The sequence below is a fragment of the Pseudomonas sp. EL_65y_Pfl1_R83 genome (genome assembly GCF_963970695.1).
GTDB lineage: Bacteria > Pseudomonadota > Gammaproteobacteria > Pseudomonadales > Pseudomonadaceae > Aquipseudomonas > Aquipseudomonas tritici.
In genome coordinates this window covers 78043-96293 of the sequence record NZ_CAXAQI010000021.1, presented here as the reverse complement: position 1 = coordinate 96293, position 18251 = coordinate 78043, and the positions used below count along the sequence as shown (strand labels likewise).

At 58.1% G+C, this 18251-nt stretch carries 18 protein-coding genes; 4 read left to right on the top strand and 14 right to left on the bottom strand.

Annotated features, from left to right (window positions below; translation table 11 throughout):
- Positions 1–430: 430 nt before the first annotated feature.
- The 9 genes from msrQ to mrcB all read right to left on the bottom strand — a co-directional run bounded on the left by msrQ (position 431) and on the right by mrcB (position 10247).
- On the bottom strand, positions 431–1051 hold the full coding sequence (gene msrQ, locus AACY08_RS24695; protein WP_339471763.1) for a protein-methionine-sulfoxide reductase heme-binding subunit MsrQ: 621 nt from the start codon (positions 1049–1051) through the stop codon (positions 431–433).
- Positions 1051–2064 (bottom strand): protein-methionine-sulfoxide reductase catalytic subunit MsrP, encoded by a 1014-nt coding sequence (gene msrP, locus AACY08_RS24690; RefSeq protein WP_339471762.1) that lies wholly within the window; start codon positions 2062–2064, stop codon positions 1051–1053. Before msrP ends, msrQ begins: the two co-directional genes overlap by 1 nt.
- A 63-nt stretch (positions 2065–2127) precedes the next feature.
- Positions 2128–2985, bottom strand: coding sequence for a CDP-diacylglycerol--serine O-phosphatidyltransferase (pssA, locus tag AACY08_RS24685; RefSeq protein WP_049711521.1), 858 nt, complete (start codon positions 2983–2985; stop codon positions 2128–2130).
- A gap of 143 nt (positions 2986–3128) precedes the next feature.
- Positions 3129–4145, bottom strand: coding sequence for a ketol-acid reductoisomerase (gene ilvC / locus AACY08_RS24680; protein ID WP_339471761.1), 1017 nt, complete (start codon positions 4143–4145; stop codon positions 3129–3131).
- A gap of 47 nt (positions 4146–4192) precedes the next feature.
- Positions 4193–4684 (bottom strand): acetolactate synthase small subunit, encoded by a 492-nt coding sequence (gene ilvN, locus AACY08_RS24675; protein WP_003176102.1) that lies wholly within the window; start codon positions 4682–4684, stop codon positions 4193–4195.
- Between the two features lie 2 nt (positions 4685–4686).
- Entirely contained in the window at positions 4687–6411 is a 1725-nt protein-coding gene (locus tag AACY08_RS24670) for an acetolactate synthase 3 large subunit (protein ID WP_339420319.1), read from the bottom strand.
- A gap of 431 nt (positions 6412–6842) precedes the next feature.
- On the bottom strand, positions 6843–7172 hold the full coding sequence (locus AACY08_RS24665; RefSeq protein ID WP_339471760.1) for a YqcC family protein: 330 nt from the start codon (positions 7170–7172) through the stop codon (positions 6843–6845).
- Positions 7172–7906, bottom strand: a complete 735-nt coding sequence (locus tag AACY08_RS24660; RefSeq protein WP_339420318.1) for a tetratricopeptide repeat protein — start codon at positions 7904–7906, stop codon at positions 7172–7174. Before AACY08_RS24660 ends, AACY08_RS24665 begins: the two co-directional genes overlap by 1 nt.
- A 16-nt stretch (positions 7907–7922) precedes the next feature.
- Positions 7923–10247 (bottom strand): penicillin-binding protein 1B, encoded by a 2325-nt coding sequence (gene mrcB, locus AACY08_RS24655; protein WP_339420317.1) that lies wholly within the window; start codon positions 10245–10247, stop codon positions 7923–7925.
- A 118-nt stretch (positions 10248–10365) separates the two neighbouring features.
- Between mrcB and AACY08_RS24650 the strand changes: the two genes are divergently transcribed.
- The 3 genes from AACY08_RS24650 to AACY08_RS24640 all read left to right on the top strand — a co-directional run bounded on the left by AACY08_RS24650 (position 10366) and on the right by AACY08_RS24640 (position 12824).
- A complete protein-coding gene (locus AACY08_RS24650) occupies positions 10366–11922 on the top strand; it encodes a bifunctional aminoglycoside phosphotransferase/ATP-binding protein (protein WP_339471759.1) in 1557 nt (518 codons plus the stop codon).
- Positions 11923–12014: 92 nt separating this feature from the next.
- Positions 12015–12359 carry a pentapeptide repeat-containing protein gene (locus AACY08_RS24645; protein ID WP_339420315.1) on the top strand — a complete coding sequence of 115 codons (345 nt, stop codon included), beginning with the start codon at positions 12015–12017 and terminating at the stop codon, positions 12357–12359.
- Between the two features lie 192 nt (positions 12360–12551).
- A complete protein-coding gene (locus AACY08_RS24640; RefSeq protein WP_092248424.1) occupies positions 12552–12824 on the top strand; it encodes a TfoX/Sxy family protein in 273 nt (90 codons plus the stop codon).
- Positions 12825–13061: 237 nt separating this feature from the next.
- Here AACY08_RS24640 and AACY08_RS24635 read toward each other — a convergent pair whose 3' ends face one another.
- From AACY08_RS24635 to AACY08_RS24625, 3 genes are read right to left on the bottom strand one after another with little or no spacing between them, the layout of a single operon-like run.
- On the bottom strand, positions 13062–13820 hold the full coding sequence (locus AACY08_RS24635; protein ID WP_445262042.1) for a heme ABC transporter ATP-binding protein: 759 nt from the start codon (positions 13818–13820) through the stop codon (positions 13062–13064).
- 8 nt (positions 13821–13828) lie between these two features.
- Positions 13829–14866, bottom strand: coding sequence for a FecCD family ABC transporter permease (locus tag AACY08_RS24630; RefSeq protein WP_339471754.1), 1038 nt, complete (start codon positions 14864–14866; stop codon positions 13829–13831).
- Entirely contained in the window at positions 14863–15741 is an 879-nt protein-coding gene (locus AACY08_RS24625; protein ID WP_339471753.1) for a heme/hemin ABC transporter substrate-binding protein, read from the bottom strand. The genes AACY08_RS24630 and AACY08_RS24625 overlap by 4 nt, the downstream gene beginning before the upstream one ends.
- 155 nt (positions 15742–15896) lie before the next feature.
- Between AACY08_RS24625 and AACY08_RS24620 the strand changes: the two genes are divergently transcribed.
- Positions 15897–16214, top strand: coding sequence for a Rieske (2Fe-2S) protein (locus AACY08_RS24620; protein WP_339420311.1), 318 nt, complete (start codon positions 15897–15899; stop codon positions 16212–16214).
- Here the strand turns inward: AACY08_RS24620 and sfsA are convergent.
- Both sfsA and AACY08_RS24610 read right to left on the bottom strand, forming a co-directional pair.
- Complete coding sequence (sfsA, locus tag AACY08_RS24615; protein WP_049711511.1) at positions 16211–16921, bottom strand: DNA/RNA nuclease SfsA; 711 nt, start codon at positions 16919–16921, stop codon at positions 16211–16213. The two genes, AACY08_RS24620 and sfsA, sit on opposite strands and share 4 nt — an antisense overlap.
- Complete coding sequence (locus tag AACY08_RS24610) at positions 16921–18093, bottom strand: pyridoxal phosphate-dependent aminotransferase (protein WP_339471752.1); 1173 nt, start codon at positions 18091–18093, stop codon at positions 16921–16923. The genes sfsA and AACY08_RS24610 overlap by 1 nt, the downstream gene beginning before the upstream one ends.
- Positions 18094–18251: the final 158 nt, after the last annotated feature.

Genomic DNA, 18251 nt, shown 5'->3' with positions numbered 1-18251 from the left:
CTCCACAAGCACCCACACGAATTGCTTGATTCAGTTGTTAAAGAGCGGTTGGTTAAGATCTTTCGTCTCAACCGAGGCGCGCATTCTACAGCAGCCTCATTTGCTGTCAAGTGATTATTTTCAGAAGCTTTCGAAGAATTCTTCAACAACTTCAACCACTTGCGCTTCCGATCTCTCGTTAGCGGGAGGCGAATTCTACAGCGTTACACGCTGCTGTCAACACCTCTTTTTCTCCGCTTTCGATCGAGAGGATCGAAACGTTAATAGAGCCAAACAACACTGCTCTGCCAACTCCTTCTGCGCTTCGATGAACTGAAGCAACTCGCTGTCGAATCCCGCATAACTCTTTGTTTACCAAGGAGTTTTCCGTTTCGACTGCGCCGGAAGTGGGGCGAATTATAGACTTCCAGAATCTGCCGTCAACCCTTAATTACGCTTTTGTTGCAGAAAGTGGTTTTTTCGCAATAAGGCGGGGGATCCGACGCATTACAGGCGGTATCCGCAGCACTAAGAGCAACACGCCTATAGAAGCATAGATAGCCCACTCCTTGAGATCAGCCCGCACAATCCACAGCATATGCAGCAAGCCGAGACCAAGAATCACATACACCAGGCGATGCAGCTTCTTCCAACGACTCCCCAGCCGACGCTGACTATAACGATTCGACGTCACCGCCAATACCAACAGCGACAGGAACCCCAACGCCCCCACAATGATGTAAGGCCGCTTGCGCAATTCCACCGCCAACTGCGTCCAATCCAACCCCAGCACAAACACACAATAAGCAGCCAGATGGAGCACCACATAGGCAAAGCACCACAAACCCAATTGTCTACGAACCGCTATCCACCCGGCCCAACCGCTAAGCTTCTGCAGCGGGGTCATCCCCAGCGTAATCAGCAACAAGATCAACGTACCCAACCCCAGTCGATCGACCAGAACCTTGCCCGGATCAGGCCCAAGGGCGAAACCCCACGCCTCATACAGCCAATACAACGGCCATATCGCCGCAGCTATAAAGACGCCAATGCGCCAAACTGGATAGCGCATCAGTAGTTCTTCCGTAAATCCATACCGGTATAAAGAGACGCCACCTCATCGGAGTAGCCGTTGAACATCTGCGTTTCACGCACATTCGGACTGAACAGGCCGCTCGGCAGACGACGCTCCCGAGCCTGAGTCCAGCGTGGGTGGTCGACCGTGGGGTTCACATTCGCATAGAACCCATACTCATCCGCAGCAATGCTCTGCCAAGTGGTTTTCGGTTGCTCGCTCACGAGACTGATCCGCACAATGGACTTCACACTCTTGAAGCCATACTTCCAAGGCACAACCAAGCGAAGCGGCGCGCCGTTCTGGTTGGGCAATTCGCGCCCATACATGCCAACAGCCAGGATCGCCAGCGGGTTCATCGCCTCATCCAGGCGCAACCCTTCTATATAAGGCCAATCGATCAAGCCGAAACTCGAACGCTGGCCCGGCATACTCTTGGAATCCTGGAGAGTTTCAAAGCGGATGTACTTGGCCTTGGAGGTTGGCTCAACCTGCTTGAGCAAGGCCGAGATCGGAAAACCGATCCAGGGGATGACCATCGACCATGCCTCGACGCAGCGCAGACGGTAGATACGCTCTTCCAATTGATACGGCTTCATAAAATCTTCCAGGGCATATCGCCCCGGCTTGGCGACTTCGCCATCAATCACCACACTCCAGGGCTCGGTCTTGAGCGAGCCCGCATTCGCTGCGGGATCACCCTTGTCCGTACCAAACTCATAGAAGTTGTTGTAGTGAGTCGCATCCTTGAACGGCGTGATCGCTTCGTCCTTTACCGTGACCGCCTGCCATTTGGTACTCGGCAGCTTCTCGGCAAACCAGCTCGGTGCCCTGCCCGCTTCGACATCAGCATAACGTGAGGTTTCCTCAGCATTGGCCCAACGCGGCAAACTGCTGGCTGCGATGCTGGCAAGCGCACCACCGAGCAAGCGGCGGCGGGAAAGATAGAAGGATTCAGGAGTGACATCCGATTCATGGCAATCGGACGCTTTAGGCAATTTGATTAACATGGCAACCCCGCAGCATTGGAGAACTGATACACCAATAGACTGCGGAGTATGGGGGAAATTACATTAAGGCAATGTTTTGTCGCGGCGCAGATGCAACAGGTACTGAACCGGGCCCGAAGCGGCGTAGACCAGAAAGGCCAGCAACAGGATACGCGGAGGATCACTGAACACCACGGCGAACACCAGCACCACTGCCAGAATTGCCACGAAAGGCACACGCCCCTTTAGGTCCAGCTCTTTGAAGCTGTTGTACTTGATATTGCTGACCATCAGCATACCGGCAGCAGCTACCATCAACGCCACCAGGAACGACATTTTCGAGCCCTGAATACCGTAATCACTGAACGCCCAGACAATACCTGCCACCACCCCCGCAGCCGCCGGGCTGGCAAGACCGATGAAATACCGCTTGTCGGCAGTCCCCACCTGAGTATTGAAGCGCGCCAGACGCAAAGCAGCGCCCGCAACATAGATGAAGGCGACCATCCAGCCAACCTTACCCATATCACCCAGCGCCCAGGCAAATGCCAGCAACGCAGGGGCTACACCAAACGCGACCATATCCGACAACGAGTCGTACTCGGCACCGAAGGCGCTTTGCGTGTTAGTCATGCGTGCCACACGACCATCAAGGCCGTCGAGCACCATGGCAACGAAAATGGCAATGGCAGCAAAACCGAAATACTTACTGGCACTCACCGCATCACCCGCCGCCAACGCACTTTGGGCGCTCATGGAGTTGATGATGGAATAGAAGCCGGCAAACAGGTTTGCCGTAGTGAACAGGTTGGGCAAAAGATAGATGCCACGATGCCGGACCTTGCGACCTTCGGCGTCATGCCCTTCTTCGACATGCTCATCGATCGGCAGCAGGCTTTCGGCGTCAGAAGCCTGGTGTGGCTCTTCGGGACGTTCGCTCATGGACTTTACCTTGCAACGGTTTGAAAAAATTCGACAAATACGTGCGGCGAGTGTTCGCCCGCAAACGATGCAGCTTTATACCAGAACCAGCCCACAAACGAAAAAACGCGGCCTAAGCCGCGTTTTCCGTTGATGCGTACGACTTAGTTTTTGGCTTTGTCGACGATCTTGTTGGCACCGATCCACGGCATCATGGAGCGCAGTTGCTCGCCGATGATTTCGATACCGTGAGCGGCGTTGTTACGACGCTTGGCGGTCATCGAAGGGTAGCCGGTCGCGCCTTCGCTGATGAACATTTTGGCGTATTCGCCATCCTGAATACGTTTCAGGGCGTTGCGCATTGCCTGGCGGGACTCGGCGTTGATCACTTCCGGGCCAGTCACGTACTCGCCGTACTCGGCGTTGTTGGAGATCGAGTAGTTCATGTTGGCGATACCGCCTTCATACATGAGGTCGACGATCAGCTTCAGTTCGTGCAGGCATTCGAAGTAGGCCATTTCCGGCGCGTAGCCAGCTTCAACCAGGGTTTCGAAACCGGCTTTTACCAGTTCAACGGTACCGCCGCACAGAACGGCTTGTTCGCCGAACAGGTCGGTTTCAGTCTCGTCCTTGAAGGTGGTTTCGATGATGCCGGTACGACCACCGCCAACACCCGCAGCGTAGGACAGCGCAACGTTCTTGGCATTGCCCGAAGCGTCCTGGTAGATCGCGATCAGGTCAGGGATACCGCCGCCTTTGACGAACTCGGAACGCACAGTGTGGCCCGGGGCTTTCGGCGCGATCATGATCACGTCGAGGTCAGCACGTGGCACTACCTGGTTGTAGTGAATCGCGAAGCCGTGGGAGAAGGCCAGGGTGGCGCCCTTCTTGATGTTCGGCTCGATTTCGTTCTTGTACAGCGCGGACTGGAACTCGTCCGGGGTCAGGATCATGACCAGGTCGGCAGCAGCAACGGCGGTAGCAACGTCAGTCACTTTCAGGCCATGGGCTTCAGCCTTGGCAACAGTCGCCGAGCCTTTGCGCAGGCCAACAGTCACGTCAACGCCGGAATCTTTCAGATTGCACGCTTGCGCATGACCCTGGGAGCCGTAGCCGATGATGGCGACTTTCTTGCCCTGGATGATCGACAGGTCACAATCTTTTTCGTAATAAACTTTCATGAGGTTCCTCTATATATCCAGGCCGTAAGGCCATTCACTAATTTGGGTTAAATGCTGAGTACTTTGTCGCCACGGGCAATCCCGGTGACACCACTGCGTACTGTTTCCAGTATCGAGGCCGTCCCGATCGATTGGATGAAGCTGTCCAGCTTGTCGCTTGTACCGGTCAGTTGAACGGTATAAACGCTGGCGCTCACATCGACGATCTGCCCGCGATAAATATCGGTAGTGCGCTTGATCTCGGCACGCTGGGCGCCGGTGGCCTTGACCTTGACCAGCATCAGCTCGCGCTCGATGTGGGCACTTTCCGACAGGTCGACCAGCTTGACCACTTCGATCAGCTTGTTGAGGTTCTTGGTGATCTGCTCGATCACCTCATCGTGGCCCACGGTGGTCAACGTCAGGCGCGACAGGGTCGGGTCTTCGGTTGGGGCCACGGTCAGGCTTTCGATGTTGTAGTTGCGTTGCGAAAACAGGCCGACAACACGAGACAGAGCGCCGGGTTCGTTCTCCAAAAGCAGGGAGATAATGTGCCGCATGATTAAGTACGCTCCGTCTTGTTCAGCCACATGTCGCGCATCGAGCCGTCTTTGATCTGCATCGGATAGACGTGCTCGCTGGTATCCACCTTGATATCGATGAACACCAAGCGATCTTTCATGGCGAACGCTTCTTCCATCTTCGGCTTCAGATCTTTCAAGTCGGTGATGCGAATGCCGACGTGGCCATAGGCTTCAACCAATTTGATGAAATCTGGCAGCGACTCCATGTAGGAATGGGAGTGACGGCTGTTGTAGCTCATGTCCTGCCACTGACGAACCATGCCCAGCACGCCGTTGTTCAAGCAGACGATCTTCACTGGAAGGCCGTACTGCAGGCACGTCGACAGTTCCTGGATATTCATCTGGATGCTGCCCTCACCGGTGACGCACGCGACGTCTGTGTCCGGGAAGCTCAGTTTCACACCCATGGCCGCAGGGAAACCAAAGCCCATCGTGCCCAGGCCACCGGAATTGATCCAGCGGTTAGGTTTGTCGAACTTGTAGTACTGCGCAGCGAACATCTGGTGTTGGCCCACGTCGGAGGTCACAAAGGCGTCGCCCTTGGTCACTTCGCACAGGGTTTCGATCACGGTTTGTGGCTTGATGATGCTGCCGTCGCCCTTGTCGTAAGGGAACAGGCCGCGATCACCGCGCCATTCGTCAATCTGCTTCCACCAACTGGCGACGGATTCCTTGTTCGGCGCTTCGCCGATGTCCTTGAGCGCGGCAACCATCTCGGTCAATACGCTTTCAACAGGACCTACGATCGGGACGTCGGCCTTGATGGTCTTGGAGATGGACGCCGGGTCGATGTCGATATGGATGATCTTGGCGTTCGGGCAGAATTTGCTCGCGCCGTTGATTACCCGGTCATCGAAACGTGCACCCACTGCAAGGATCACATCGGCATGGTGCATCGCCAGGTTGGCGGTGTAGCTGCCGTGCATGCCGAGCATGCCGACGAACTGGCGATCCGTACCCGGGAATGCGCCGAGGCCCATCAAGGTGTTGGTCACCGGCAAGTTGAGCAGCTTGGCCAGTTCGGTCAGCGGTGCGGAACCGCCGCCCAGAATCACACCACCACCCGAGTACAACACGGGACGCTTGGCTGCCAGGAGCATTTCAGCTGCCTTGCGAATTTGCCCCGAGTGCCCACGAACGGCCGGGCTGTAGGAACGCAGCTTGGCTTTTTTCGGGAAGATATATTCGAATTTTTCCGCCGGATTGGTCATGTCTTTCGGGATATCGACCACGACAGGCCCCGGGCGACCGGACTGTGCGAGGTAGAAAGCCTTTTTCATGATTTCCGGAATTTCCGACGCATGCTTGATCATGAAGCTGTGTTTCACGATCGGCCGGGAGATACCGATCATGTCGGTTTCCTGGAATGCATCGGTACCGACCATGGTGCTTGCCACCTGGCCAGAAATGATCACCATCGGGATGGAGTCCATATAGGCAGTCGCGATGCCGGTAATGGCATTGGTTGCGCCTGGGCCGGACGTTACCAGTACCACGCCGGCTTTACCGGTGGCACGGGCATAACCGTCAGCCATATGGGTCGCGGCCTGTTCGTGGCGAACCAGGATGTGGGTAACAGCCGGTTCCTTGAACAGTGCGTCGTAGACATGCAGCAGAGCACCACCTGGGTACCCGTAAATATAGTCGACGCCTTCGTCACGCAAAAAGCGGACGAGCATCTCACCGCCAGATAAAAGCTCCACGTTGTTCACCTCTAAAACGCCAGAATACCGTCCGTTGAAAACCGACGGGTCTTAATAGGTTTACTTCTCAACAGAGCATGAGCGACGGTGGTCGCCGACTACGTCAGCACTGACTGAGCAAGTATTGGGATCGTCCCAAGTGTTGCGGGCTTTTCCCACCCAGCGCGAGGTAACGCGTTGCGGGTGTAACAGGTCGGCGCGGATGTGCGCCTCATGATCTGCTGAGCGGGCCTGCTTCTGGCAGTCCCGATACAGCGGACTTTGGATTCTTCTGTCTCAGCCCCTTCAAGTCAAGCAATAATTGCGCTTTTTTCCAACTAAGCGCATGAGAACGTAGGAGAAAGGGGTTTGAGGAGGGATAAAACTCGCCTGAATGTCGTCAAGCGGTAGAAATGTGCGCAAGACTGCCGGAAAACCCGGCAGTCAGGCAATTAACGAGCGTCGGCGATCAGTTGGTCGAACTTTTTCAGCGCATTGCGCAAGCCGAGGCTTTCCAGCGGACGGTCAGCGTATACCATCTCCGCCATCTCCATGATCCCTGAAGCATTTGGCAATGGCAGGTCCTGCTCGAGGATCTGCTTCATGCGCACCAGGAAGATCCATTGCAGCCACTGGTGAAAGTCCAGGGTGTCTACCGAAAAGGGCTCAACGCTGCTGAGTGCCTCGACGCTGGGGGACATCTCGTCCCACCAGCCCTGCACGCGCAATTCGCGCTCAATCAGCAATAACTGTTCGGCAATTGCGGGAGAGCGTGCATCCATCAGAGGCTGACCTTGGCTTTCAGGCGAGCCTGGGCCGCGCCGGCTGCGTCACCTTGTGCAGCACGCGCGTCACCAATCAAGGCCCACAGACTGGCTTGCAGGTCTGGACGGCCGTGAGCCAGGGTAAGGCCCCGACGGGCAAACTGCTCGGCTTGCGGCGCGTCGCCCTGGGCCATGCGTACTTGCGCCAAGCGATACAACACTTGAGGTTCGCGAGGTGCAACACGCTGGGCGCGCTCAAGGCTGGACGAAGCGCCGTTCAAATCACCCCCTGCCTGCTGTTGCTGGGCAGTGGTCAGCAGCGCCAGCACCGGGCCGTCCAATTGCTCATCAGCCGACAGGCCGCCACCGCTGGAGGATGACGGAATACCACTTGGCGTCGACGGCATGTTGTAGGTGCCTTGATTGATCGGCGCCGCTTGAACCGGCGTGGAGTCAATCGGGCCCGAGGTGCTTGGCCCCGGTGTCCAGGGCTCAGCACTGATCGGCGCCGATGCCGCTGCGCCGCCGCCTGGCACCATCACCACCACGCCGGAATCCTGTGGCATGGCCTGGGTCGTTGCCTGCGCAGGACGCTTGGTCACGGTTTGACGGAACCCGCCATTGGCCGAAATCCGGTCGTTATTGGAGACGGCTGTGCTCGAGTCCACCACGGGAATGGAGCCGCGTTGAACGCTGGAGCAACCGCTGAGCAAAGCCAGAGCTGTAATAGCTGGAAACAACCATTTGTTCACTTGAAACCCTCTTTGCTTAATTCATCCAGCCCTTGACCCAATCCATCACCGATTCCGCGTCAGCAGGTGCACTGCCAGCGCATGCGGCACCGGGTGGCGGTTCGCTGCCGCGAATATACGGCATCTGCACCGCGCCCGGACAATTGGCATCGGAGCCTTGACCCGTGTGCGGATCAATCCAGGCCTGAACGATGTTATCCGGCTGCGGCATGTTCAACGGCAGCGGGTCGGCTTTGCGCATGAAACTGGTCCAGACCTGCAGCGCACCGGTAGCACCGGTGAACGGGGTCTTGCCGTTGTCGTCGCGCCCCAGCCACACCACCGCCAGCACGTCCTGGCCGAAGCCGGCAAACCAACTGTCGCGCGAATCGTTACTGGTACCGGTCTTGCCTGCCAATGTCAGGTTCGCCGGCAGCACGCTATAAACCGAACGCCCGGTACCTTCACGCATCACGCGCTGCATGGCGTTCTGGATCAGGTAGATGGAGCCCGCATCAAAACGTTGCTGAATCTGGAACGGGTAACGCTTGAGCGGCTCACCTTCGGCAGTCAACACGCTACGGATCCCGCGCATCGGTGTATTGAAACCACCGTTGGCCAGGGTCTGGTACATGGTTGCGACTTCCATCGGGGTCATCGCGCCAGCCCCCAGCAGGATCGACGGAAAGGCCGGGAACTCACGGGTAACCCCCAGTCGCGCGATCGTCTTGAGGACGTTCGGCACGCCGACTTCAAGGCCGAGGCGGGAAGTGGAGATGTTGTAGGAGTGCGCGATCCCTTGGTATAGGAACACCGTACCGTGGGAGCGACGGTCGAAGTTCTGTGGCGTCCACACCTGGCCATCAGCACCTTTGACCGACAATGGGTCATCCGACAGCCAGCTGGTCAGGGTGTATTTGCTCGGTTTTTCCAGAGCGGTCAGGTAGACGGCGGGCTTGACCAACGAGCCAATCGGCCGCACTGCATCCAGCGCACGGTTGAAACCGGCGAAGTTGGCCTGGCGACTGCCGATCATGGCCTGCACTTCACCGGTTTCCGGGTTGGTCACAACCATTGCCGCTTCGACTTCATCGGAGCCTTTACGGCCCTTGAGGCGCTTGAAGGTGTCATTGACGGACGCTTCGGCTTTCATCTGCAGGATCGGGTCGAAACTGGTGAAGATCCGCAGGCCTTCTTCGGTCAAGTCTTCATCGCGGTAGTCTTCACGCAGTTGGCGTTTGACCAGGTCGATAAAGCCTGGGAAGGAGCTGTCCGCCAGCTTGCCGCGGGTGGTTACACCCAGTGGCATTTTCTTCGCCGCAGCGACTTGGTCCGCCGTGGCAACGCCCTGTTGCTCAAGCACATCGAGCACCAGGTTACGACGTTCCAGTGCGCGCTCAGGGTTACGACGCGGGTTGTAGTAGGAAGGCCCCTTGACCATGCCCACCAGCAGCGCGACCTGATGCAGCTTCAATTCAGACAGCGGCTGGCCAAAGAAGAACTGGCTGGCCAAGCCAAAACCATGCACGGCGCGCTGGCCATCTTGGCCGACGAACACCTCATTGAGGTAAGCCTCGAGGATTTCCTGCTTGCTGTAATGCAGCTCCAGCAACATCGCCATCATGGCTTCGGTGAGCTTACGCGTCAGGCTGCGCTCATTGGTCAGATAGAAGTTCTTGACCAATTGTTGCGTGAGCGTGCTGCCGCCCTGGGTCATCTTACCGCCGGACGTATTCACCCAGATCGCGCGAGCAATCGACTTCGGCGAGACGCCCCAGTGGTGGTAAAAATCGCGGTCTTCGACGGCAACCAGTGTTTCCAGCAGGTACGGCGGCACCTGATCAAGCTTGATCAGAATGCGATCTTCAAGGTTTTTCGGGTAAATGCCGCCGATCATCAGCGGTTCCAGGCGAACCACGGGCAGCTTGGAGCCATTGAGCGACGACAACTCGGCTACGTAATCGCCGGAAAAGCGCACGCGCACCGGCTGGGCTTTTTCCAGGCCTTCGTAGAACTGGAAGCCACGGGTATTCAGGTCGACGGTGTTACCCGTGACGGCGGCCGAACCCGGACCGTTGCTCACGGGCTCGCGGCGGTAGCCCAAGGCGTCGAGCTCGGTCAGGAAGTCGTCCTTGCTCAGCTTCTGGCCGGTGAACAGCTCCAGTGGGCGCGCGTATACCTTGGCCGGAATGGTCCAGCGCTTGCCGGAGAATTTTTCCTGGACCACAGCGTCGAGGTACACCGCAAAGCCGGCGAGCACCACAAAGCCTACCAAGCCAAGCTTGAGCGCCCAGCCCAGCCAAGGGCGCAGGCCACGGGAGGGAGGTTTTTTACGGGAACGGGGAGATCGGGTTCGAGTCATGGCGGCGGATTATACGCACTTTATTGAGGATCAACATGAGCCGGACAGCGGTTTGCACGACCGGCCGCAGCAGCCATAATGCCCGCCATGTTTTTCCCCAGACTCTGAAGGATCGCCCGTGAGCCAGTCCCTGATCGCCGCCCTGCAAAACCCGGCTTTATACCCCCACCCGGTTGAAGCGTTCCAAGTCATCGAGACCCATATTTCCTGGGTCGTACTGACCGGTTCCTACGCCTATAAACTGAAGAAGCCGATGAACTTCGGCTTTTTGGATTTCACCGACTTGGAAAAACGCGGCCACTTCTGCCGGGAAGAACTGCGCCTCAACCAGCGCTTGACCGACGATTTGTATCTTGAAGTGTTGCCGATCACCGGCACTGCCGAAGCCCCGCAACTGGGTGGCGATGGCCCGGTCATCGAGTACGCGCTGAAAATGCGTCAGTTCCCACAAAGCCAATTGCTCAGTACCTTGCAAGCCAACGGCGAACTGACCAGCGCGCACATTGATGAGATGGCCAAGCAGATCGCGCACTTCCACCTCACCGCGCCGAAAGTCCCGCAAGAACACCCTGCCGGCACCCCGGACGAAGTGATGGCACCGGTTCGCCAGAACTTCGATCAGATCCGCCCGTTCCTCAGCGACAAGGCAGACCTGGCTCAACTGGACGCGCTGCACGCCTGGGCCGAAAGCAGCTTCGAGCGCCTCAAGCCGCTGTTCGCCCAGCGCAAGCTGGAGGGTTTCACCCGCGAATGCCACGGTGATATTCACTTGGGTAACGCAACCTTGATCGATGGCCACGTGGTGATCTTCGACTGCATCGAGTTCAACGAGCCTTTCCGCTTTACCGACGTGTACGCCGACACCGCCTTCCTGGCCATGGACTTGGAAGACCGTGGCCTCAAGTCCCTGGCGCGTCGCTTCATCAGCCAGTACCTGGAGCTGACCGGTGATTATCAGGGCCTGGAAGTCCTGAACTTCTATAAAGCCTACCGTGCGCTGGTACGCGCCAAGGTTTCACTGTTCAGCATGCCGAGCGAAGCCAGCCCGGTGCAGCGCGCGACGACCCTGCGCCAATACCGCAACTATGCCAACCTGGCGGAAAGCTACAGCACCATTCCATCGCGCTTCCTGGCGATTACCCACGGTGTTTCGGCTGTAGGCAAAAGCCACGTTGCCATGCGCCTGGTCGAAGCCTTGGGCGCTGTGCGCCTGCGTTCGGATGTGGAGCGCAAGCGCCTGTTCGGCGAGCAACATGTGGAAAACACGCATCAGGCCGGCATCTATGCAGCCGATGCCAGCGCGGCGACCTACGCGCGCTTAAATAAAATCGCCGACACCGTCCTTCGCGCAGGTTACCCAGTGGTGCTGGATGCGACCTTCCTTAAGCGTGAACAACGTGATGCAGCTGCCAAGATTGCTGAAGCCACTGGTGCACCCTTCCTGATCCTGGACTGCAATGCGCCTCAGGCCGTTATCTCAAGTTGGTTGGCGCAACGTCAGGCAGATAAAAACGACCCCTCCGACGCGACATTGACGGTTATCGAAGAACAGCACGCCAATCGCGACACGCTGACAGCCGAGGAACTGCTCCTCAGCAAACGCGTCGAAACTAATGAAAGCGGGACCCTGGATGCCTTGGTCGCGCATATTCGCCAACGCTTGCCAGGCCTGTAAGAAAAATTTCTTGGTCGTGTCGTCTGCCAAGTCGCACGACCAAGCAATAGTGGCACTATAATGGCGTCATAAATCCAACAGGAGTCGCCTTCATGAGTCAGCCTAAGCTTCTTGATACTCCGCTTTACTCGCTCCTGCATAAAGACGATGTCCGCGGGTTTAACCAGGAACGCCCAGAAGACGGGGTCATCGACATGCGCGGTGGCGACTTCCGTGGGTTGGACCTGCGTGAGCTTAACGCCGCTGGCGTGGATTTTACCGACGCGTATTTCCGTTCCGCCGACTTGCGTGGCCTGGACCTGCGTGACTGCCCACTGGAAGGGGCTAGCCTGGCCCATGCGCAGATTTCCGGTACTTACTTCCCGCCAGAACTGACTGCGGACGAGATCCTTATGTCGGTCAATTTCGGCACCCGCCTACGCTACCGTACCCGCTAAACCCCCTGCCTCTACCCCGGTTTCGCATAGTCGAACCGGGGACTTCCCGCCTGCATGATTTAGTCATTCTCATAAGTCTTTAGGCCGTTTCCGACTAAAGAACTACGCTTTTCCTACTGAGCGCTACACTCCTGTTCAGGCTTGCCTGGTCACGATACCCACCGAACCATTCGGCCGTCGCAAGGAGGCTTGATGAACGATGAGCTGCAACACCTGAAAAACCTCGGCAAGACGTCAGCACAGTGGCTGCATGCGGTGGGGATCCACAGTGCGTCCGACTTGCGTCGCCTGGGCGCGGTCGATGCTTACCGAGCCGTGCGGACGCGCGGGTTCCGTGCGTCAAAAGTGCTGCTGTATGCCATCGAAGGGGCATTGATGGATGTGCACTGGAACGACATTCCTGCCGAGCGCAAGGAAGCGTTGAACCGTCAATTGGACGCTCTGTCGACACGCCAGAAAAATTAGCTCGACTATAAAACCCAACATTTACAGGCATTGCGAACATACGTTTGAGAAAACGCGGAAGACATGCAAAAACAAATGTTGACTCTCAAATGAGAATCGTTATGATTATCACAACTGATCGCGAGATCAGCCGATAACTGAAAGACCATTGGTTCGGACTCTCAGATTATCTCCTCATCAGGCTAATCACGGTTATTTGACCCGGCTCTTGCCGGGTCTTTTTTTGTCTGTCAAAACCTAGCGCGCAATAATCAACGGATGCCCACGTTCCGGATGGGGTTGCACGAGCACATCCAGACCAAACACCGCTTTCAGCGGCTCAGGCTGCATTACCTGCGCCGGTGTATCCAGGGCATGGGGACGCCCCGCCTCCAGCAATAGAATTCGATCACAGTAACGCGCCGCCAGGTTCAGGTCATGAAGGATCACCAGCACTGCCGCCCCTCGATCAGCAAAGGTCCGAATGGCCTGCAAGGTCGTATGTTGGTGCAATGGGTCCAGCATTGACGTCGGCTCATCCAGCAACAACGTCTGCCCGGCTTCACCTGGCCATAACTGCGCAAGCACGCGCGCGAGATGAACGCGTTGACGCTCCCCGCCAGACAACGCCAGGTAGCTGCGACCGCTCAAGTGACCCACATCTGCCGCCTGCAAGGCGGCCTCGATAATCTCGTCGTCGCGCACTCGCCCAGTGTGATGTGGCAAGCGCCCCATGCCGACAACCTGTTCGACGCGGAACGCAAAGTCCAGCGTCGACGTCTGTGGCAAGACCGCGAGGCGCTGCGCCCGCTGCGCGCCACTCCATTCGCTCAACGGTCGTTGATCCAGCCAGACCTTGCCCTGATCGGGATGCAGTTCACCGCACAACGCTCCTAGCAACGTGCTTTTACCCGCGCCATTTGGGCCCAATACGCCAAGCACTTCGCCCGCCAATAAATCGAGGGTGACATTCGCCAACACAATTTTGCGCCCGCGACAGATCTGCAAGTCTTCCACACGCAGCATCAGGCACGCCCCCGCAACAACAGGTAAAGAAAAAACGGAGCGCCTATAAACGCAGTGACGATGCCGATCGGCAGTTCAGCCGGCGCCAAGGCAAGACGCGCTACCAGATCGGCAAACAACAGCAGGCTTGCACCCGCCAATACGGATGCTGGCAACAGCACCCGATGATCCGGCCCCGTCAGCAATCTCACCAGATGCGGTACCACCAGGCCCACGAAGCCAATCATGCCCGCTGCGGCCACGGCTGCGCCCACCCCCAAAGCCGTGCAGAAGACCAGCTCACGCTTAAGCCTTTCCACATCAATCCCAAGGTGATTGGCTTCTGACTCGCCGAGCAGCAATGCATTCAACGCCTTCGCTCGGCGCGGCAACCACAGCGCCACGCCCGCGCTCACCAGCAACAGCGGCCATAACCGTGAATAGCTGGCGCCGTTTAGGCTGCCCAGGTTCCAGAACGTCAGGGTGCGCAAGGTGGCGTCATCGGCCAGGTAGGTAAACAGGCCCACCGCAGAACCGGCGAGGGCTGTAAGGGCAATGCCGGCAAGCAGCATCGTCGCGACATTGGTTTGGCCGTTGCGCCGCCCCAGTCGATAGACCAATGCGGTGACGCCCAGCCCGCCGAGGAATGCGCACAGCGACAACAAGTACGGCCCGAACGCATCCGGCAAACCGCCCAAAAACGAAGCACCGACAATCGCCACTGCAGCCCCCAACGCCGCACCGCTGGAAACCCCGACTAACCCAGGATCAGCCAGAGGGTTGCGGAACAATCCCTGCATCGCCACTCCCGACAAAGCCAACACACCGCCGACCGCCAACCCCATCAGCGTACGCGGCAAACGGATCTGCCCCAGGATCAGCTCAGCCTGCTCCAGCCCCTGTGCCTGAATAGGCAGCCCCATCAGTCGCAACGCGGCGTTGAGGGTATCCAGCCATGGCAAGCTGACCGGCCCCAACGCCAGCGAGAGCCAGATAGCCAATACACACAACAGCGCCAGCCCAATAAACAACGCCTTCGGTTTAACCAACGTGGTCATGGGGTAGGCTTAGCCTGGGACGGATAGAACCCGGCAGACAGCTCTGCCAGGCTTTGCGGCAGGCGCGGTCCAAGCCCGCCGACCAACAAGGTGGTGTCCACCTCAAACACCCGCCCATTCTTAGCCGCCGGTGTGGAAGCCAGGATCGGGTTCTCTTTGAATAGCGCCGCACGCGCCGCATCACCACTAAGGGCACGGTCAGCAAACACAAGAACCTCCGGGCTCAACCCCGCCAACGACTCCACCGAAAAAGGTTTGTAACCACTATGGGTCGCCAGATTGCGCCCGCCCGCCTGTCGCAACATCCAATCAGCCGCGGTGTCTTTGCCCGCGATCAACGGCTTGCCGCCTGCATGCCCGAGCAGCAGCAGTACACCTGGCGCATTTTGGGTGGACTGAGCCTTGGCAACCCAACGCTTTTGCTGATTCAGCGCCTGCTCATATCCGGCAAACAATTCGGTGGCCTTGGCGTCGCTGCCCAGCAACTTGCCCAAGTGCTGAAGATTGCCTTTTAACGCAGACAAGTCCGGTTGCGCTGAGAACATCTCCACCTGCACGCCCGCGCTACGAATCTGCGCCAGCACAGGCGGTGGGCCCATTTCTTCAGTCCCCACCAGCACTTGCGGGCGCAAACTCAGGATGCCTTCAGCCGACAACTGTCGCTGGTACCCAATGCTCGGCAACGCCTTGAGGGATTCGGGATGCTGACTGGTGGTATCGACCCCCACCAATTTTGACTCACCGCCCAGGACCGTCACCCATTCCGACAGCGCCCCACCGGCACTTACCCAGCGTTGTGGCAGTTCAGAGGCTTGGGCCCCATGGTTGACCAGCAGTCCGACAACAAGCGCGATAGCGCTGGCACTCAGGCGCATAACAGGGTTTCCTTCCAGGGGCAGGGCCGCTCAAGCACTCATCGACGTGACAGAAACGCTTGCCCGGCATCGTAATGAGCACCCACACAGCTAACGAACGAAGCCGGCATTTGATAATTGTTTGCATTTGAACGTCAAGGCACTTAAGGACTGAAATGAAGTTTCTCTGCTCCTCCGACACCCTCGCGCCAGACAGCAGCCTCGGTTTTGACATCGACGGCTGCAAGCTGTTGGCCGTGCGCCGAGACGGCGTGCCCTACTTCTATATCAACCGCTGCCCCCATCGCGGTGTTCCACTGGAATGGCAACCCGATCAGTTCCTCGACTCCAGCGCCAGCCTGATCCAATGCGCCACCCACGGCGCTCTGTTCCTGATCGAAAGCGGCGAGTGCATCGCCGGCCCTTGCGCCGGCCAAAGCCTCACCCCCCTGCTTGGCCGCGAAGACGCCCAAGGCCTTTGGGTGGAACTCTAGTCGAGCAGCACGTCCAACCGTCGATCTACACAGATTTCTTCTGATGTAACCCGCACGCCATAGGCCAGCACTTCAACCCCCGCCGCCTTGGCTTCACGTAGCGCAGAGGCGTAACCGGCGTCGATCTCCACGGCCGGGCGCACTGCATCAATCCCCGAGAGATTGACGCAATACAATTGCACTGCCCGCACGCCCTCGCGCGCCAGATGGGCCAGTTCGCGCAAATGCTTGGCGCCGCGCTGGGTCACCGCATCGGGGAAGGCGGCAACCGAGGAGCCATCAAAGCCCAGGGTCACGCTTTTGACTTCAACGTAGGCCGCGCCGTCGGGATACTCCAGGCGAAAGTCGATGCGACTTTTCTCCTGACCGTAGGGTACTTCGCGCTTCAAGGCGGTGAAGCCATTGAGTTCGGTAATTACCCCAGCACGCAATGCCTCCTCGACCAACTGATTGGCACGCGCCGTGTTCACGCACGCCAGACGGCCCTGGGGTGTCTCGGCGATTTCCCAGGTGCCGGGCAACTTGCGTTTGGGGTCATTGGAGCGGCTGAACCAGACCTGCCCGCCTTCGACCATGCAATTGAGCATCGAGCCGGTATTAGGGCAATGAATGGTCAGCAACTCTCCGCTAACGGTTTCGATATCGGTGAGAAAACGCTTGTAACGGCGAATCAGCCGCGCTTCTTCGAGGGGAGGATTAAAGCGCATCAGCCTTGCCAACTCCGCAAGCCACGTGCGATCCGCTCCACTGCTTCCTGTAACCGATCGAGGTTTTGCGTGTAGGCAAAGCGCACATGGTGGCCGGCTTTATAGCGGCCAAAATCCAGGCCTGGGGTAAATGCCACATGCTCGGTTTCGAGGAAGTGGCGACAGAATGCGAAGGCATCACCGCCGAACGCGCTTATATCGGCATACAAATAGAATGCGCCTTCCGGCTCGACGGCAATACCGAATCCCAGCTCGCGCAAGGCTGGCAGCAGGAAGTCGCGACGGCGACCAAATTCTGCCCGGCGCTCTTCCAGAATGTTCAGGGTTTGTGGAGTGAAGCAGGCCAGCGCCGCGTGCTGCGCCATGCTTGGCGCACTGATGTAGAGGTTTTGCGCCAGTTTCTCCAATTCACCCACAGCGTCAGGCGGCGCAACCAACCAACCCAGCCGCCAGCCGGTCATGCCGAAATACTTCGAAAAACTATTCAGGACGAAAGCATCATCGTCGACTTCCAGCACGCTGGCTGCGTCCGTGCCGTAGGTCAGGCCATGGTAAATCTCATCCACCACCAGATGGCCGTTGCGCGCTTTGATTGCGCCGGAAAGACCGGCCAATTCGTCGCGGGTCAGGATCGTCCCAGTCGGGTTGGCTGGCGACGCTACCAGCGCGCCCACACTGTCCTGGTCCCAGTGCTTGGCTACCAGGCCGGCGGTCAACTGATAGCGCACCTCGGGGCCAACCGGCACCAGTTGCGCCGCGCCCTCCACCAATCGCAGGAAGTGGCGATTACAGGGGTAGCCTGGATCTGCGAGCAACCAATGCTTGCCCGGGTCCACCAACAGGCTGCTGGCCAGCAACAAGGCACCGGAACCACCAGGGGTGATCAAAATACGCTGGGGGTCAACGTTCAGCCCGTAGCGCAGCTGATAGAAACCGCTGATGGCTTCGCGCAGTTCCGGCAGTCCGCGGGCCGCGGTGTAACGGGTCTTGCCATTGGCCAATGCTGCCTGGCCGGCTTGGATGATCGGCTCAGCGGTAGTGAAATCCGGCTCCCCGATTTCCAGGTGGATCACGTCATGCCCGGCGGCCTGCAGCTCATTGGCCCGCGCCAGCAATGCCATGACATGAAAAGGTTCGATGGCGCGACTGCGCGCACTGTAGGGCTGAGCCATTAGCCTTCCTTAACGGTAGGGACAAAATCTGGATTCTACCGAACCCGCGCCGTAAAACATGTTCTATTGCCTGCCCGGCGGCCTGTACGGATCGGGCAAGCGCTTGCAAAACGACTAAAATCAACACTCGAGGCAACACATACCCAGCAATGGCGGGC

Coding starts and splice junctions, on each gene's coding strand:
- msrQ (WP_339471763.1), bottom strand. CDS start 1,051: ATGCGCTATCCAGTTTGGCGCATTGGCGTCTTTATAGCTGCGGCGATA.
- msrP (WP_339471762.1), bottom strand. CDS start 2,064: ATGTTAATCAAATTGCCTAAAGCGTCCGATTGCCATGAATCGGATGTC.
- pssA (WP_049711521.1), bottom strand. CDS start 2,985: ATGAGCGAACGTCCCGAAGAGCCACACCAGGCTTCTGACGCCGAAAGC.
- ilvC (WP_339471761.1), bottom strand. CDS start 4,145: ATGAAAGTTTATTACGAAAAAGATTGTGACCTGTCGATCATCCAGGGC.
- ilvN (WP_003176102.1), bottom strand. CDS start 4,684: ATGCGGCACATTATCTCCCTGCTTTTGGAGAACGAACCCGGCGCTCTG.
- AACY08_RS24665 (WP_339471760.1), bottom strand. CDS start 7,172: ATGGATGCACGCTCTCCCGCAATTGCCGAACAGTTATTGCTGATTGAG.
- mrcB (WP_339420317.1), bottom strand. CDS start 10,247: ATGACTCGAACCCGATCTCCCCGTTCCCGTAAAAAACCTCCCTCCCGT.
- AACY08_RS24645 (WP_339420315.1), top strand. CDS start 12,015: ATGAGTCAGCCTAAGCTTCTTGATACTCCGCTTTACTCGCTCCTGCAT.
- AACY08_RS24640 (WP_092248424.1), top strand. CDS start 12,552: ATGAACGATGAGCTGCAACACCTGAAAAACCTCGGCAAGACGTCAGCA.
- AACY08_RS24630 (WP_339471754.1), bottom strand. CDS start 14,866: ATGACCACGTTGGTTAAACCGAAGGCGTTGTTTATTGGGCTGGCGCTG.
- AACY08_RS24625 (WP_339471753.1), bottom strand. CDS start 15,741: ATGCGCCTGAGTGCCAGCGCTATCGCGCTTGTTGTCGGACTGCTGGTC.
- AACY08_RS24620 (WP_339420311.1), top strand. CDS start 15,897: ATGAAGTTTCTCTGCTCCTCCGACACCCTCGCGCCAGACAGCAGCCTC.
- sfsA (WP_049711511.1), bottom strand. CDS start 16,921: ATGCGCTTTAATCCTCCCCTCGAAGAAGCGCGGCTGATTCGCCGTTAC.
- AACY08_RS24610 (WP_339471752.1), bottom strand. CDS start 18,093: ATGGCTCAGCCCTACAGTGCGCGCAGTCGCGCCATCGAACCTTTTCAT.